The sequence below is a fragment of the uncultured Photobacterium sp. genome (genome assembly GCF_947502415.1).
GTDB lineage: Bacteria > Pseudomonadota > Gammaproteobacteria > Enterobacterales > Vibrionaceae > Photobacterium.
Map to the genome: position 1 here is coordinate 30,674 of NZ_CANMZV010000015.1, position 16,431 is coordinate 47,104.

General features: G+C 51.3%; 15 protein-coding genes and 1 pseudogene. 3 read left to right on the top strand and 13 right to left on the bottom strand.

Annotation, left to right across the window (positions count from 1 at the left end):
- Nucleotides 1-209: 209 nt before the first annotated feature.
- Nucleotides 210-1,835, bottom strand: coding sequence for a bifunctional phosphoribosylaminoimidazolecarboxamide formyltransferase/IMP cyclohydrolase (purH, locus tag Q0852_RS15710; RefSeq protein ID WP_299019510.1), 1,626 nt, complete (start codon nucleotides 1,833-1,835; stop codon nucleotides 210-212).
- A gap of 236 nt (nucleotides 1,836-2,071) precedes the next feature.
- Here purH and zntR point away from each other — a divergent pair, with 236 nt between their 5' ends.
- The gene (gene zntR, locus Q0852_RS15715) at nucleotides 2,072-2,542 is read left to right on the top strand and encodes a Zn(2+)-responsive transcriptional regulator (protein WP_299019512.1); all 471 of its coding nucleotides are present in this window, start codon (nucleotides 2,072-2,074) and stop codon (nucleotides 2,540-2,542) included.
- 7 nt (nucleotides 2,543-2,549) lie between these two features.
- Here the strand turns inward: zntR and Q0852_RS15720 are convergent, their stop codons facing one another.
- Nucleotides 2,550-2,774 carry a hypothetical protein gene (locus tag Q0852_RS15720; protein WP_299019514.1) on the bottom strand — a complete coding sequence of 75 codons (225 nt, stop codon included), beginning with the start codon at nucleotides 2,772-2,774 and terminating at the stop codon, nucleotides 2,550-2,552.
- 181 nt (nucleotides 2,775-2,955) lie between these two features.
- Here Q0852_RS15720 and Q0852_RS15725 point away from each other — a divergent pair.
- A pseudogene (locus Q0852_RS15725) lies at nucleotides 2,956-3,109 on the top strand (pyrimidine/purine nucleoside phosphorylase).
- An 89-nt stretch (nucleotides 3,110-3,198) separates the two neighbouring features.
- Here the strand turns inward: Q0852_RS15725 and fis are convergent.
- The 11 genes from fis to Q0852_RS15780 form a co-directional block, all read right to left on the bottom strand.
- A complete protein-coding gene (gene fis, locus Q0852_RS15730; RefSeq protein WP_005372656.1) occupies nucleotides 3,199-3,495 on the bottom strand; it encodes a DNA-binding transcriptional regulator Fis in 297 nt (98 codons plus the stop codon).
- Nucleotides 3,496-3,517: 22 nt separating this feature from the next.
- Nucleotides 3,518-4,483, bottom strand: coding sequence for a tRNA dihydrouridine synthase DusB (gene dusB / locus Q0852_RS15735; RefSeq protein ID WP_299019652.1), 966 nt, complete (start codon nucleotides 4,481-4,483; stop codon nucleotides 3,518-3,520).
- 164 nt (nucleotides 4,484-4,647) lie between these two features.
- Entirely contained in the window at nucleotides 4,648-5,532 is an 885-nt protein-coding gene (prmA, locus tag Q0852_RS15740; RefSeq protein ID WP_299019532.1) for a 50S ribosomal protein L11 methyltransferase, read from the bottom strand.
- 163 nt (nucleotides 5,533-5,695) lie between these two features.
- The gene (gene panF / locus Q0852_RS15745; RefSeq protein WP_299019534.1) at nucleotides 5,696-7,156 is read right to left on the bottom strand and encodes a sodium/pantothenate symporter; all 1,461 of its coding nucleotides are present in this window, start codon (nucleotides 7,154-7,156) and stop codon (nucleotides 5,696-5,698) included.
- Entirely contained in the window at nucleotides 7,149-7,430 is a 282-nt protein-coding gene (locus Q0852_RS15750) for a YhdT family protein (RefSeq protein ID WP_299019536.1), read from the bottom strand. The genes panF and Q0852_RS15750 overlap by 8 nt, the downstream gene beginning before the upstream one ends.
- A gap of 195 nt (nucleotides 7,431-7,625) precedes the next feature.
- Nucleotides 7,626-8,969, bottom strand: coding sequence for an acetyl-CoA carboxylase biotin carboxylase subunit (gene accC, locus Q0852_RS15755; RefSeq protein WP_299019538.1), 1,344 nt, complete (start codon nucleotides 8,967-8,969; stop codon nucleotides 7,626-7,628).
- Nucleotides 8,970-8,981: 12 nt separating this feature from the next.
- The gene (gene accB, locus Q0852_RS15760; RefSeq protein ID WP_299019540.1) at nucleotides 8,982-9,440 is read right to left on the bottom strand and encodes an acetyl-CoA carboxylase biotin carboxyl carrier protein; all 459 of its coding nucleotides are present in this window, start codon (nucleotides 9,438-9,440) and stop codon (nucleotides 8,982-8,984) included.
- A 26-nt stretch (nucleotides 9,441-9,466) separates the two neighbouring features.
- On the bottom strand, nucleotides 9,467-9,919 hold the full coding sequence (gene aroQ, locus Q0852_RS15765; RefSeq protein WP_299019542.1) for a type II 3-dehydroquinate dehydratase: 453 nt from the start codon (nucleotides 9,917-9,919) through the stop codon (nucleotides 9,467-9,469).
- A 477-nt stretch (nucleotides 9,920-10,396) separates the two neighbouring features.
- Nucleotides 10,397-12,346: an acetate--CoA ligase gene (acs, locus tag Q0852_RS15770; protein ID WP_299019544.1), complete on the bottom strand. Its 1,950-nt coding sequence runs from the start codon at nucleotides 12,344-12,346 to the stop codon at nucleotides 10,397-10,399.
- A 191-nt stretch (nucleotides 12,347-12,537) separates the two neighbouring features.
- Entirely contained in the window at nucleotides 12,538-13,161 is a 624-nt protein-coding gene (locus Q0852_RS15775) for a 3'-5' exonuclease (RefSeq protein WP_299019654.1), read from the bottom strand.
- A gap of 48 nt (nucleotides 13,162-13,209) precedes the next feature.
- Nucleotides 13,210-15,036, bottom strand: a complete 1,827-nt coding sequence (locus Q0852_RS15780) for a DUF294 nucleotidyltransferase-like domain-containing protein (protein WP_299019546.1) — start codon at nucleotides 15,034-15,036, stop codon at nucleotides 13,210-13,212.
- 226 nt (nucleotides 15,037-15,262) lie between these two features.
- On the opposite strand from Q0852_RS15780, the gene Q0852_RS15785 reads away from it, so the two are divergent.
- Nucleotides 15,263-16,426 carry a 3-phenylpropionate MFS transporter gene (locus tag Q0852_RS15785; RefSeq protein WP_299019548.1) on the top strand — a complete coding sequence of 388 codons (1,164 nt, stop codon included), beginning with the start codon at nucleotides 15,263-15,265 and terminating at the stop codon, nucleotides 16,424-16,426.
- The last annotated feature ends 5 nt before the right edge of the window (nucleotides 16,427-16,431 follow it).

The window sequence follows — 16,431 nt, forward strand, 5'->3', positions numbered from 1 at the left end:
TCAGTGACTTTATTTCTGTGTCAAAAGTGCTCATTTATACTTATAAACCTCGCGCTTTTTCCTTGAACTAAAGGCACTGACTTGCTCTAACGCATTTCAAATACTCTCGTATCTAAAATGAAAATTCGTAAATATTGCTTACTCAAAAGAGTTGGTGCTGTGGGCGAAAGCAGTTAACGACGCCACAGTGCCAAATATGAAGAGTAAGATTAGTGGCGGAAGTGGCGCATGCCGGTGAAGACCATGGCCATGCCGTGTTCGTCGGCAGCGGCAATGACTTCGTTATCGCGCATTGAACCGCCAGGCTGGATCACGCAGGTGATGCCAGCTTCGGCGGCAGCATCAATACCGTCACGGAACGGGAAGAAGGCATCGGATGCCATCACGCTGCCAGCAACTTCCAGGTTTTCATCCGCAGCTTTGATCCCAGCGATTTTGGCTGAGTAGACCCGGCTCATCTGGCCAGCACCTACACCTATGGTCATGTTGCCTTTGGCATAGACGATGGCATTGGATTTAACGTATTTAGCTACTTTCCAGCAGAAGAGGGCATCACGCAGCTCTTCTTCGCTTGGCTGACGTTTGGACACCACGTTGAGATCTGCCTGGTTTACCATGCCCTGGTCGCTGTCCTGAACCAGCAAGCCACCGTTAACACGCTTGAGATCAAAGCCGGTGGTTTTGCCTGACCACTCACCGCATTTTAGTAGGCGAACGTTCTTTTTCGCAGCAACCGCTTCGGCAGCTTCGGCTGTGATGGTCGGGGCAATGATCACTTCTACAAACTGACGTTCGACAATGGCCTGGGCTGTTGCGGCATCCAGCTCGCGGTTGAACGCAATGATGCCACCAAAGGCTGATGTCGGGTCGGTCTGGTAAGCGCGGTCGTACGCTTCTTGGATATTGTCGCTCAATGCCACGCCACACGGGTTGGCATGCTTGACGATGACACAGGCTGGCTGGTCAAACTCTTTGACGCATTCCAGCGCGGCATCGGTATCGGCGATGTTGTTGTAGGAAAGGGCCTTACCTTGCAACTGGCGGGCTGTTGCGACAGAAGCTTCCTGTGGGTGGCTTTCAACATAAAACGCCGCGGCCTGATGGCTATTTTCGCCGTAGCGCATGTCCTGCTTTTTCTCGAACTGCTGGTTGAAAGTGCGTGGGAATTTACTTTTGTTTTCAGGAGAAGGTTTGTCTCCTTCTAGCCCTTGTTGATGAAGAGCTGGGTCGCCGTAAGAAGGAACCATAGTGCCGAAGTAGTTGGCAATCATGCCGTCATAAGCTGCGGTGTGCTCAAAGGCCGTGATAGCCAGGTCGAAGCGGGTGGCTAGGGTCAGTGAGCCATCGTTGGCAGCCATTTCTTCCAGTACCCGGTCATAGTTTTTGGCATTGACGACAATGGTGACATCTTTGTGGTTTTTCGCTGCAGAGCGAACCATGGTCGGGCCGCCGATGTCGATATTTTCTACCGCATCTTCTAATGAGCAGCCTGTCTTGGCTACTGTTTGGGCGAACGGATACAGATTGACGACTACCATATCAACCGGGCTGATGTCATGCGTTGCCATGACTGTATCATCCTGGCCGCGGCGACCTAATATGCCGCCGTGTACTTTCGGGTGAAGGGTCTTGACCCGGCCATCCATCATTTCCGGAAAACCAGTGTAATCTGAAACTTCTGTTACTTTGATGCCTTGCTCGGCAAGCAGGCGGGCGGTACCGCCAGTAGAAAGGATCTCAACACCACGGTTGGCAAGAGCTTGTGCGAATTCAACAATACCAGTCTTGTCTGATACGCTGATCAATGCACGGCGAATAGGACGAGCGTTTTCCATTGCTACCATCTCTTTTATACACGGGGGAATATTTGCCAAAATTCATTGCAGTTATGACACTGGATTTTGGCAAATATCCTCAGCTAGAATCGGTGGAGTACCAGCTCCCGATAATGGTTATTTAGCCGTATCGATGGCGGTATTTTACATGAATTACAGTGTTGCGCAAACGTTTGCTTTTGGGGGTTTCGCGGAATTTTATTGGGTAGCTTGGTGTCGGGTATAAGGGCTCGGGTATGTATTTGATCGGACAGTTGGCAAAAGAGTGTGATGTCAGCAGTGATACCTTACGATTTTATGAGAAGAATGGTTTGCTGCAGCCTGCTGGTCGCAGCGAGAGCGGCTATCGGCTTTATAGTGAAGATGATTTGTCTCGGGTGAAGTTTATTTTACGGGCGAAGGCTATCGGGCTGAGCTTGGATGAGATCCGTGAGCTGTTGGATATCCGGCTGGAAGCTTGCCGGCACAGCTGCGCTGAGGTTAAAGCGATTACTCAGGCTAAACTGGATGAGGTTGATCGGAAAATGGCTGAGTTAAAGCGAATCCGTACCGCTTTGAAGAAAATCAATGATGCCTGTTGCGGTCATGCTGACGATGACGCCAGCCATTGCTCGATTCTGGAGGCACTGAGTGAGCATGATGATGAGGAGCATCAGTCAAGCGCCTCTGCCGAGTGTTGCTCGGGACGTTGTAAAGGGGAAGTGTAAGTCTTACCTATTCTTCTGTTGAAGCACTGGTGGTCTGGACATTGTTAATGACGTCTTTGGTGGTGTCGCGGAAGAAGTGGCCTGTTGCTCGAGTTGCATCACGAGTGGCATGGCCAATTTCGGTAAAGCCTTCCTTCAGTGTCTGTTTATCTTGGGTGGTACACCCGAGCAGGAGCAAGCTGCTAATAATTCCGATAAATACGGTCTTTATTGTCATTGTGTCTGTTTTCATTCTGTTCTCTGATGGAAGTCCAGTGTAGCAATTTTTTGTGGCTGGAGAAGGGCTGTGATAATGGATAATTGGATTTTATTTTCATTAGGGGAAGTACTATCTACTATGATAGCTTCGAGTAATCAGTTGGTTATTGATAAGGAATGTCATGTTAAAGGTAAATGAATACTTTGAAGGCTAGGTGCAGTCGATTGGTTTTGAGAACCAGGGTGAACGTGCCGGGCCATATTGATTGGGAAACCTATCATGCCGGCGATGACTTTGAAGTTCCTGGGGATTCATCTTTTAATGTCAAAGTCACGCAAGCCACAGCGTATTTGTGTGACTATCTGTAGCTTTGTAACCTTCAACTCACCTTGATATAAAAAAGGCCCACACAATGCGGTGTAGGCCCTAATAAAGCTTGTGCGCTAAACCAACTGGCTTAGTTCATACCGTATTTTTTTAGCTTCTTGCGAAGTGTACCGCGGTTGATACCCATCATGGTTGCTGCGCGAGTTTGGTTACCACGAGTGTACTGCATGATAGTGTCTAGTAGTGGCTGCTCTACTTCAGCAAGCACTAGCTCGTACAGATCATCGACTTCCTGACCATTTAACTGAGCAAGGTAGTTTTTTAGTGACGCTTTTACAGAGTCACGTAGTGGCTTCTGTGTGATTTGGTCTTGTGAAGTTACAGTTGTCACTGTTAATGCTTCGGAAGTCAGATTTTGTTCGAACATATTCTGTAAGCTCTTCTAGTATTTATGCAACGTTTTCGAAGTAGCCTTGCAGCGCATCGAGTTGCTGTTGGGCATCTTCGATTGCGTTGAAGGTCCGGCGAAATTCACCAGCAGGTGCATGTTCTTTTAAGTACCAAGACACGTGTTTACGTGCAATGCGCAGCCCTAAATACTCTCCGTAGAAACGGTGGAGTTCTTGAACATGGCCTAACATAATGCCGCCAACCTCGTCCATAGACGGAGCTGGCAGGTATTCGCCAGTTGTTAAGTAATGGTGGATTTCCTGAAAAATCCATGGACGACCCTGTGCAGGGCGGCCAATCATCAAAGCATCGGCACCGGTGTAGTCCAGTACAAAGCGTGCCTTTTCCGGGGAGTCAATATCGCCATTAGCGATCACCGGAATGGAAATAGCCTGTTTTACTGCTCTGATGTAGTCATATTCCGCTTCGCCTTTATACATGCAGGCCTTGGTGCGACCGTGAAGGGCCAACGCCAGGATGCCGCATTGTTCGGCGAGCTTTGCTATGTCGACACAGTTTCGGTTATCAAGATCCCAACCGGTACGTGTTTTCAGCGTGACAGGTACATCGACGGCATCAACGACGCTACGAAGAATTTCTTCGATCAGTGCGGGATACTGCATTAAAGCTGAACCCGCCAGTCGCTTGTTGACTTTCTTGGCCGGGCAACCCATGTTGATATCGATGATTTGAGCACCGTTTTCAACACTGAACTGCGCAGCTTCAGCCATCAGCTTTGGATCTGAACCCGCGATCTGAACCGAGCGAATACCCGATTCACCTTCGTGAACCATGCGGTTCTGGGACTTGGACGTTTTCCATAAGTCTGGGTTAGAAGACATCATTTCGCTCACGGCCATACCTGCGCCATAACGCAGGCATAGTTCACGAAATGGCCGATCGGTCACACCCGCCATAGGCGCGACTACCAGCTGATTTTTTAGTTGATAAGGACCGATCTTCAAACGTCTGTTCCTGACTGTGCCAGTAAGGGCGCGCATTTTACGCATTTTTTCCCTTTCTGAAAAGGCCAATAATTGAGCATTTAGTTTTTGATTTGCAAAATTGTATGACTTTCAATCGATTGGGTGTTTTCTGTGCAGAAAAATAGCGCCCAGTACTGTGTTAATTATGCCTTGTGACCGGCAATTCGACACCATTCTTCTCGTGCAACGATCGGATCCAGTGTCAGCTCGTCGCTGTAGTAAGATGCAACATCTTCAGCCTGGCTTTCCAGCACACCGGAAATTGCCAGTTTACCGCCGTCTTTCACTAGCCCTTTGATCACCGGAGATAGTTCGCGGAGTGGACCGGCAAGAATGTTTGCAACCACCACATCGGCCTGGATGTTTTCCGGCTGATCTTGAGGTAGGAATAATTCTAGCTTGTCAGCCACACCATTGCGCTCAGCATTGTCACGCGAAGCTAGGATAGCTTGTGGGTCAATGTCGATACCGATAACTTTTGCAGCACCAAGTTTGATTGCGGCAATGGCCAGGATGCCGGAGCCACAGCCAAAGTCGATCACGGTTTTGTCGGTCAGATCCTGGCCGTCAAGCCACTCAAGACACAGTGAAGTGGTCGGGTGGGTACCTGTGCCGAATGCCAGACCTGGATCCAGCAGGACGTTAACCGCATTAGGCTCAGGAGCTTCACGCCAGCTAGGGCAGATCCACAGGCGGCGACCGAAACGCATTGGGTGGAAGTTTTCCATCCACTCACGTTCCCAGTCTTTGTCTTCCAGTTGCTCGATTTTATAGGCGAAGTCTTCCGCGATCAGCGGGCTGTCTTTCAGCATGGTGAGCACGAAATCCATGTCGGCTTCAGCATCATATAAACCAACGACATCGGTATCACCCCACAGGCGGGTTTCACCTGGTAGCGGTTCGAAAACCGGGGTGTCCTGTGCGTCTAGGAACGTGACAGACAGAGCGCCAGTTTCTTCCATTAGCATATCGCCAATTGTTTCGGCATTTTCAGCTGTCGCGTTTAGTTTTATTTGAATCCAAGGCATGGTTAGTTCGCTTTTTGTTTGGCTACGGATCAAGGAAGCGGAGTCTAGCATAAAATTTAGTCAGTCCGCATCTACTTCGTCGGCCTGGCGGGGGAATCGTGGTGCAGGATAGAGAAAGAAAGATAGCACCATGAGGTGCTATCTTGTCGTGATTTGCGGTGAATCAGAGTTGATGTTGCGGGTTAGGTGCTGCGACAGGTTTGAGCAGGCTGCCGAGTACAAAAGTGACCAAACTTAAGGCTAAAGTCGGGACAATGGCGTGCATTCCGCTGAGATCCGGTTTAACCACAGACAGGCCTGCATAACACACCAGGCCGGTAACCATGGAGGCAAATGCTCCGGCAGCGGAGGCCTTTTCCCAGTAAAGCCCAAGGACTAGTGGCCACAGGAATACGGCCTGCATACCGCCAAAGGCAAGCAGGTTGAGCCAGATGATCATATCCGGTGGGTTAGTGGCGGCGATAAATACCAGGGCTGAGAAGATACCGGTAACCCACAGCGACAGCTTAGGCAAGCGCGATTCGGCTTCAGGTCCTTCGGCTGCCTTCGGGTTAATGTAGTTAAGGTACAGGTCCTTGAGCAGGGTAGCCGAAGCCTGGATCAACTGAGAATCGATGGTCGACATGATTGCAGCCATTGGCCCGGCTAGGAATACCCCGGCAACTACTGGCGGCAGCACGGTCATCATCAGGGTCGGCATGATTTGGTCCGGGCTGGCAATATCCGGCACGATAGCACGCCCCAGGGCACCGGCCAGGTGCATGCCTAGCATCAGGAAGGCTACCATTGCGGTGCTGATCACCATTCCTTTGTGCAGCGAGCTGCTGGACTTGTACGACATGCAGCGGACGGCGGCATGTGGCAGACCTATGACGCCGAAGCAGACCAGTACCCAGAAGCTGAGCATAAATGGCTGGGAAAGGAAGTGATTGGCCCCGAAAGGCGTCACCAGCTCCGGGTTGATTTGGTGCAGCTCGGTGACCAGTTCACCGAAGCTGCCGCCGGCATGAACAATCCCGATCAGCAGGGCGATGGTGCCGATGATCATCATGATGCCCTGAATAGTGTCGGTCATCACTACTGCACGGAAGCCACCGATGGTGGTGTAGAGTCCGACGGTGACGGTGAACAGCATCAGGCCGTGAGAATAGGATAGCCCGGTGACGGTTTGCAGCAGGCGGGCACCACCAACAAATTGCACAACCATGGTGCCGAAGAAAGCCAGCAGCAAGGCCAGCGAAGCAAAGATCACTACAGCCCGATTCTTGTAGCGGGCATAGAGAATGTCGTTAAGTGTCAGGGCATTATGGCGGCGCGCTTCAATGGCGAATTTTTTGCCGAGGACGCCTAGGGTCAGCCAGGCAGCCGGCAGCTGGATCATTGCCAGCAATACCCAGCCGAGCCCCATTTTGTAGGCCGCGCCCGGTCCGCCGATAAACGAACTGGCACTGGCGTAGGTGGCGGCCAGCGTCATGGCCAGAACAAAGCCGCCCATGCTGCGGTTGCCGACCAGGTATTCATTGAGGAAGCCGTTGCCGGAGTGGCGGTGGCGACGGGTGAAGAAGGCCAGTCCGAACACGGCGGCCAGATACAGAACCAGTGGGATTAGTAATTGGTTATTCATCGGCCGTGTCCTTTTCGATTTCCAGTGACATATCCTGATAGATGTACTTCACCATCAGGCCACACAGGAGGGTAAAGATAACCGGGCCAATGATGCAGGCCAGCAGGAACCAGAGCGGGAAGCCCCAGTACAGCTCAGGTAAGGCTTCGTGGACGTTGTTTGGTGCAAAGGCATAGGCTGAGCAATACCACCAGATGAAATAGGCGAGTGCCAGGCCTATCGCCCATTTGGCTTCTTTGTGAGCCTGACGATAACGCGCAGAGAGCGTCTTCATGCCGAAGTCTCCAGTCGTTTAGCTACACTACTCATAGAAGTGATTGATAATACTGAGATTGAGTAATGTTCATACAAATAAAGGTGGGGTATTGTGGCAAAACTTAGAGGGTAGCGCTAGAAACCACATCAAATTGGCCATCATTGACCTAAAAAAGGCTGCCGAGGCAGCCTTTTGTGTTAATCGGAAGCAAATTTATTGCAGACCGAGTTTCTTCTCCAGGTAGTGGATGTTTGCTCCACCGTGCTGGAAGTGTTCGTCAGTCATAATGTCTTGCTGTAGCGGAACGTTGGTCTTGATGCCATCGATGATCATCTCGCCCAGGGCGTTACGCATACGCGAAATGGCCACATCACGGTTTTCACCGAAGGTAATCAGTTTACCGATCATGGAATCATAGTGCGGAGGCACGGTGTAGCCGCTGTAGATATGGGATTCCCAACGGATACCCATGCCGCCTGGCGCGTGGAAACGCTCGATCTTGCCCGGGCAAGGTAAAAAGCGCTCTGGATCTTCGGCGTTAATACGGCACTCGATGGCATGGCCACGAAGCTGGATGTCATTCTGGCTGAATGACAGTGGCTGGCCTGCAGCAACACGCAGCTGTTCTTTGATGAGATCGACACCGGTAACCATTTCTGTCACAGGGTGCTCTACCTGGATACGGGTGTTCATTTCGATGAAGTAGAACTCACCGTTTTCATACAAGAATTCGAACGTACCGGCACCGCGGTAGCCGATCTCGATACAGGCACGGGTACAGCGCTCACCAATGTACTTACGCATCTCTTCGGTAATGCCAGGTGCCGGCGCTTCTTCTACAACTTTCTGGTGGCGACGCTGCATCGAGCAGTCACGCTCACCAAGGTGAATCGCGTTGCCTTGGCCGTCTGCGATAATCTGAACTTCGATATGACGAGGGTTTTCCAGGAATTTCTCCATGTAAACCATATCATTGTTAAAGCAGGCTTTTGCTTCAGCGCGGGTCATCGCAATGGCTTCGGATAGGTCAGACTCGGTACGCACAACTCGCATTCCTCGACCACCGCCACCACCGGATGCCTTGATGATTACCGGGTAGCCGATGCGCTTAGCAAAGGATTTGTTTTTCGTTGCATCATCATCCAGCGGGCCGTCAGAGCCTGGAACACAAGGAACGCCAGCTTTTTTCATTGCCGTGATCGCGGAAACCTTGTCACCCATCATACGGATGGTTTCTGCTTTCGGACCGACGAAGATAAAGCCGGAACGCTCTACTTGCTCGGCAAAGTCGGCATTTTCAGACAGAAAGCCATAACCTGGGTGGATTGCTACAGCACCGGTGATTTCAGCGGCGCTGATGATGCGAGGAATATTCAGGTAACTGTCAGTACCTCTTGCCGGACCAATACAGATCGATTCGTCAGCGAGAAGAACGTGCTTAAGATCGCGGTCAGCGGTTGAGTGAACAGCAACAGTTTTGATGCCGAGTTCTTTACACGCACGCAAGATACGCAATGCGATTTCGCCTCGGTTGGCGATAACTAATTTATCTAACATACACGGCCCCGGTTACTCGATGATAACTAGAGGCTGGTCAAACTCGATTGCATCACCATCTTCAGCAAGGATCGCAACAACTGTACCGGCTTTGTCAGCTTCGATTTGGTTCATCATTTTCATCGCTTCAACGATGCACAGCGTATCACCTACATTGACGCTCTGGCCAACTTCAACAAAAGCTTTTGCTTCAGGGCTAGGTGCGCGGTAGAAAGTGCCGACCATAGGAGAAAGAACCTGGTGGCCTGCAGGTGTTGCCGGCGCAGCTGGTGCTTCTGCAGGGGCTGCTTGAGCTGGAGCAGGAGCTGCTGGCGCAGGAGCCGCTGCAACTACTTGTGCAGGCGCTGCAACTGTTGCGACAGCTGAGTTACGGCTGATACGTACTGACTCTTCGCCTTCAGAGATTTCAAGTTCAGAGATACCAGACTCTTCAACCAGTTCAATTAGCTTTTTAATCTTACGAATATCCATTTATCTTTCTCTTTTCTATTGTTCATTTAGCTTTCTGCTTGCAGGCGTCTAACTGCTGCATGCAGGGCGAATTCATAACCGTCTTGGCCGAGTCCGCAAATTACCCCAACGGCAACGTCTGAGAGGTAAGAGTGATGGCGGAACGGCTCTCGGGCATGGACATTGGACAGGTGCACTTCAATAAACGGGATGTTGACCCCGAGCAGAGCATCGCGGATCGCCACACTGGTATGGGTGAAGGCGGCCGGATTGATGATGATGAAATCCACTTTGCCGTGGGCATTATGGATAGCATCAATCAATTCATGTTCTGCATTGGACTGAATGTGCTCAAGCGTCACACCAAGCTCAGTTGCTTTGGCAGTTAAATTCGTCACAATTTGAGCCAGGGTATGTTGACCATAGTGGCCTGGCTCTCTGAGGCCCAATAAATTTAGGTTAGGGCCGTTGATCAGTAAAATTCGTTGAATGGTCGACATCTTGACGTTAAATCACTTGTTTTTGACGTTTTACTCTAACAATCTGCAGAAAACTGCAAATTTGCTTCCTTGTGTCCCAATTTTAGCTGCCAAAACACGCTCGGTGAGCAATTATAGAGAATTCAATGCAAATCGCAGCAAAATACTGGTCTAATCACTACATTTTTTGTGGACGGTTGTACGCTGTAATAAATGAGTTACTACATTAGATGGCTGTGAGCTGTAGAGTTCAGCCGGGTATTTTCAAGTTATAGTAGAGTTCGCGATTTTTATTCCCTGTGCCGTTTTTATCTATTTCTGAATGTAGAAACGGTCTGGTTTGGGAGAGAAAATCTTTTTTAGTGTAGTCGGTTTGGCTGAGAAAGTACGCGATCTGACACGATGACTTTGTAACCAGTCGTTGATTTTGTTAGTCGTGCTAATGTGGACAGTAGAAAAGTTAAAGCCGCCCGAAGGCGGCTTGGGAGCAATGGCTGGTTACAGTACTTTTTGTTTTTCGGCGATCAGTTTGTCGACCACACTTGGATCTGCCAGGGTGGAGGTATCGCCCAGAGTGCTGGTATCGCCGGTGGCGATTTTACGTAGGATACGGCGCATGATCTTGCCTGAACGGGTTTTAGGCAGGGCATCGGTCCAGTGCAGGAAGTCTGGAGTCGCGATTGGCCCGATTTCTTTGCGCACCCATTCTTTGACCTCTTTATGCAGTTCGGCACTCGGGACTTCGCCGTTGTTAAGGGTGATATAGGCGTAGATTGCCTGTCCTTTGATGTCATGGGGCACCCCGACAATCGCGGCTTCGGCAATCTTGTCGAAGGCGACCAGGGCCGATTCGATTTCAGCCGTTCCCATACGGTGGCCAGATACATTCAGTACGTCATCGACCCGACCGGTGATCCAGTAGTAACCGTCTTCGTCACGGCGGGCACCATCGCCGGTGAAGTACATGCCTTGGAAGGTTGAGAAGTAGGTTTGCTCGAAGCGTTCATGATCGCCCCATAGCGTGCGCATCTGTCCCGGCCAGGAGTCTATCATCACCAGGTTTCCTTCCGCAGCGCCATTAAGGATATTCCCCATGTTATCGACCAGGGCTGGCTGGACGCCGAAGAACGGGCGGGTGGCTGAGCCGGGTTTCAGTTCGGTAGCACCGGGGAGTGGGGAGATCAGGATGCCGCCGGTTTCGGTCTGCCACCAGGTATCGACAATCGGGCAGAAGCTGTTGCCGATGGTGCGGTGATACCACTCCCAGGCCTCCGGGTTGATTGGTTCGCCGACCGAACCTAAGATTCGCAGGGTCGAGCGGTGAGTGCCTTCAATGGCCTGGTTGCCTTTTGCCATCAGGGCACGGATTGCTGTTGGGGCGGTATAGAGGATATTGACGCTGTGCTTGTCGACAACTTCGCTCATGCGGCTGGTCGACGGGTAATTGGGCACCCCTTCAAACAGTAGGGTGGTTGCACCATTCGCCAGTGGACCATAAACCAGGTAGCTGTGTCCGGTGATCCAGCCGACGTCGGCGGTACACCAGTAGATTTCCCCTTCCTGGTAGTCGAAGACATATTTGAAGGTCATGGTGGTATAGACCAGATAGCCGCCGGTGGTGTGCAGCACTCCTTTAGGTTTGCCGGTTGAGCCGGATGTATAGAGGATGAACATCGGATCTTCGGCGTTCATCGGTTCTGGTTCGCAATGGGTTGAGGCGACGGCAGTGGCATCGTGCCACCAGACGTCACGGTTGTCATCCCACTCGACCTCGTCGCCGGTACGCTTGAGGACAATGACTTTTTCAACGCTGGTGACCTCACTGTTGGCAAGGGCGGCATCGACGTTCTTTTTCAATGGTACGGCGCGGCCGCCACGGACCCCTTCATCAGCGGTGAGAACTACTTTGGCGTCGGAATCGATGATACGGCCAGCCAGGGCTTCCGGTGAGAAGCCTCCGAATACAATAGTATGGACGGCGCCGATTCGGGTACAGGCCAGCATGGCGACAGCGGCTTCGGCAACCATCGGCATGTAGAGGCAGACGACATCGCCCTTGCGAACGCCCTGGCTTTTTAGCGCATTGGAAAACTGGCAAACCTGCTCGTACAGTTCGTTGTAGGTCAGGGTGGCATCGTCGGTTGGGTCGTCACCTTCCCAGATTATTGCGGTTTGGTCGCCGCGGGTAGCCAGGTGGCGGTCGATACAGTTGGCTGAGACGTTGAGGCTACCGTCTTCAAACCATTTGACACTGACGTGGCCGGTGTCAAATGAGGTGTTTTTGACCTTGGTAAAAGGCTTGATCCAGTCAACAATCTTGCCGTGTTCGCGCCAGAATCCTTCCGGATTGATCACGGACTGTTGGTACATTTCGCGGTACTGCTCGTCGTTGATATGGGTCTTGGCAGCGATTTCCTTGTAGACCGGATAGATATGAACCTCACTCATTCTTTTCTCCTTGTGTTCCCGTCAATGTCCGTTCCGGACGGGCTGATTCTTGTTGTGTGTAATTAATAACTTCTGTCAGATTCCGAATAGTCACAATTAGACTTTAGGATGACTGAAGGGAAACGAAGGGGAAAAGAGGTGTTTTAGTTCAAAAAAGCATAAAAATGTTGCCGGTAACCCGAGTCGGTGGTTTACGCGGAACGTAGTGACGGGATGTCACCATGTTTCAAGCGGACATAGATCAGCGCGGCGGTAATTGCGTCCTGAAGGGCATCATGGCGTTGTGGGATTGGGAGGTCGAGGTGGCGGCTGATGGCCTCCAAACTCAGTTCATAGTAGGCATTGGGGAGCAGGCGCTCGAGTCGTTCATGATACAGATGGCTGACCTCAACTGTTTTGTTGGGCAGGGCAAAGCCAAACAGGCGCAGGAAGTAGCGGTCGAGAATGGTCTTGTCATAGCGAATGTGATACCCGACCAGAGGCTGGTTACCAATGAATTCCAGCAATGTTGTCAGGGCTTGCTGTTCGCCCAGCCCCTCACCGAGATCCTGGTGGCGGATCTGGTGGATGGCAATCGAGTTGGCGTCAAGGCTGCCGGGAGCTTGCAGGGTCAGGTGGATAGACTGGCTGGTGAGGATCCGGTTCGCCTTGATGTGGGTGGCGGCGATGGTAACCAGCTCGGCATTTTTTGGATCAAGGCTCGTGGTTTCGCAGTCGAGTGAGACGAGCTCGTCACCCCGGTAGCGATCAAACAAGGTGCGGTAAGGGCTGTGCGTAAACTTATGTCTGTACCACAATCGTCGTAAGGTATTTATCATAACTTTGCCTTTGGCTTATGAAAATTTGTTTTTCCGTTTTTAGTTTTAATCCCTGATTTGGTAGTGGTAGCCGAGCCACTCCTTGAATTTTTTGACCACATGCAGGCTGTGACGTAGCAAATCGCGTTCGGTACGACTGAGTACATTGAGGTCGAGGTGTTGTTGCAGGCCGTGATGTGGGTGGTTCAGTTGCTGTCGAAGCCGGAGTTTAATAAAAAGCTTTAGTGCTTCACTGAGGTTTGAGGCGGTACTGGGTTCGAGAACGTTGCATTGTTCAAGTTGTTTAATTCGCAGGAAGGTATTGTTGTCGGCGATATTGTTTTCCAGGGCAAGGGCGCGAATACCATGGATGATGGGGAAAATCCCGCCGCGCTTGATATTCCCCCCTTCCTTGCCGGACTTGAGTTTGCCGAACAGGGTAAGCGGCACACTGAATTTCAGTGCTGGCCGGGTGAAGGTGGCCAGCAATAGCTCCTGTCCATTGAGCTGTCGGTGGAGTTGGGCTTTTACCGGGGTAAGCAGTCCGTGGTTGCCAGCGACTGCATGGCTGTCGGCCAGGATTGCCAGCTCCATCATGGTCTTTTCGTTGCCGATACGGGCATTGTCGCTGATGGTGTGCAGCCACTCATTTTGGTGTTTGACCCATTTGGGGTTGTTAACCATTACCTTTCCGGGGCAACGCGGGTAGCCGAGCTGGATCAAGGTATGGGTGAGTTGTTCCATCGTCCTCTGGCAGTCCGGCCAGTCGACGCCGTCCTGGATAATGAGGGCGTTGTCCTGGTCAGTTTTAAGGATCTGTTCTCCTCGTCCTTCCGAGCCCATGACGACTAGGCAACAGTAATTGTGCATAGAGTGTGGGACGACTAGCTGGAAGGCTTTTTCGATAATTTGTTCGTTGATTGTGGCAATGAGATCCATGACAAAAAGGGTATGGATACCATCGTTGAACAGGGTTTCGACCAGGCGATGCTGGCTACTTGCAGCCAGAGCCAGCTCTTCGATGGTTTTAGCGCGGGCGATCTGTAATGTCAGGACATGGGAGTGAGTAGAAAACAGGCTCAGTACCTGGGTGAGATCCAACATGCCGATAACCCGGTTATTTTTCTGCACTGATACTCGTTTGACCTTATTTCGGGTCATCGCGAGCATGGCATTGAACAGGAAGTCCCCTTTATTGACGCTGATTACCGGAGTGGTCGCAATTTGGTTTACCGGGGTTGATGCCGGCAGCGCTTCCAGCATTACGGCATGGAGCAGATTAGTGCGGGTAACGATACCGTATTGGTTGGTTGCATTGATGGTTTTACTGATAGCTGTATTGAGTTCGACCAGAGCGACATCCATACCTTTGTTGCGCATTTGTTCGGTGACGGTGCGTAGGTCGGTGTCGTGCGGGACGATCAGACAGGGCTGGATATTGTCATCATTGACTTTGGTCAGGATAAACTCGGCCAGGTTTTGTTGCCGGTGGGCGTCTTCCAATAATTGCTGACGCCGAGCCAGGTTGTTATCGAAATAGGCGGAAAACTGCCCGTTAGATTGGTAGAGCCTGACAAAGATTTCCCGGGGCAGCAGGTAGCACAAGGTATCTTCCAGAGCGGTATAACGGTGGCGGCTATGGTGTTCGAGTTGGGAGCGGACATCAAACATGTCATCGACTGTGTAATGGGCGAAGACATCCTGATTATCTGCTGAGACTTCTTCTACACTACCTTTGATGATGATATATAGCTGGGCGCAGGACTCCTCTGCCTCGATGATAATATCGCCGCCGCGGTAGTAGGCGATATCCAGTGCTTCCCGAAGGGTGTGCTTTTGTTCGTCATTGAGACGGTCAAAGGGGGGCAGTGAGGTATCAAACGTATCTGGCATGGCAACCCTCCGGTTGTTATTTGCATCGCAGACGGGAGCGGTTTTGCTACCAACTCTGGCAGTGTCGCCCAGGATGCTGCCGAGTTCCAGCCGACTTTAGTCTAGCTTTGTCCCATAAAACTGAAAAAGAGGAAGGAAATTTGTCTGATAATTTCATTGGGGCGGCGTGACTGATTCGGCATAATAGGCGCTCTTTTTATTCTTCATTCTGCATATAGGACTTGGCATGTTTCGAAGTAGTCCCTATGGATGGACCTCGCAGTATCTGCTCGGTTTTTTCTTCCACTATGGTGTGTATCTTCCTTTTTGGGCGTTGTGGTTTGCCCATCTGGGGGTAAGTGCCTCAAATATAGGCTTGTTGCTGGGGGTTGGGCTTGCCGTCCGCTGTCTGGCAAATTTGGTGATCACGCCCCGCATTCACAAGGTTGAGCATTTAATCCCTGCGCTGCGCTGGCTGGCTTTTGCCGCCTTGATCAGTTGCATTGTTTTCATTTACTGCGGAGGTAGTTTGTGGGCGCTCACTATTGTCACAATTGTTTTTAACCTTCTGGTTGGCCCGATTGTGCCGCTTTCTGATGCATTGGCAAATCACTATGCCAAAGATGATCATTTAGACTATGGTCGAACCCGCCTTTGGGGCTCAATTGCTTTTATTGCTGGTTCGACGGCGGTCGGAATGCTGGCAGCCAAATATGATCCGGATGTGATCCCTTGGGTGGCGGTGGCTGGTTTGGTGGTTACCTTGCTGTTTTCTATGCGTAAGCCGACTATTTTGCCGATATCAGAGGAAGGACATGATCAGGCGCGCCCAGCTCTGATGCAGATGATGCGTGATAGTCGGGTGGTGCAATTTCTCGTTATTGTAGCCTTATTGCAGGGCAGCCATGCTGCTTATTACAGTTTCAGTGCGATTTACTGGAAAGATGTGGGCTACAGCGAAGCGGTGATCGGTTACCTGTGGAGTTTCAGTGTGGTTGCCGAAGTGGCGCTTTTTGCCTTCAGTAAGCGGTTGTTTGCCGGCTGGAGTGTGTCGGCGATGTTCCGTTTGGCTGCGCTGGGGGTACTGTTGCGTTGGGGTATCACAGCTACGATGACAGAATTGCCTGTACTGGTGCTGTCCCAGGCTCTCCATAGCGTGACCTTTGCGGCGGCACATCTGGCAGCAATCCGCTATATCCAGAATGCTGAGAGTAACCAGGTGGTGGCATTGCAGGCGCTTTATAACGCCTTGCCGCTGGGGGCATTCATGGCTCTGATGACAGCTGTGAGCGGTTGGTTGTATGGCGTATGGGGCGCGGATATGTTTTGGCTGATGGCCGCGATGGGCGTGCCTGTTCTGTTTATGAAGCTTGAACCTCAGCCGAGCAGCTATGCTGTGACAAGTAGCTAAGCTGT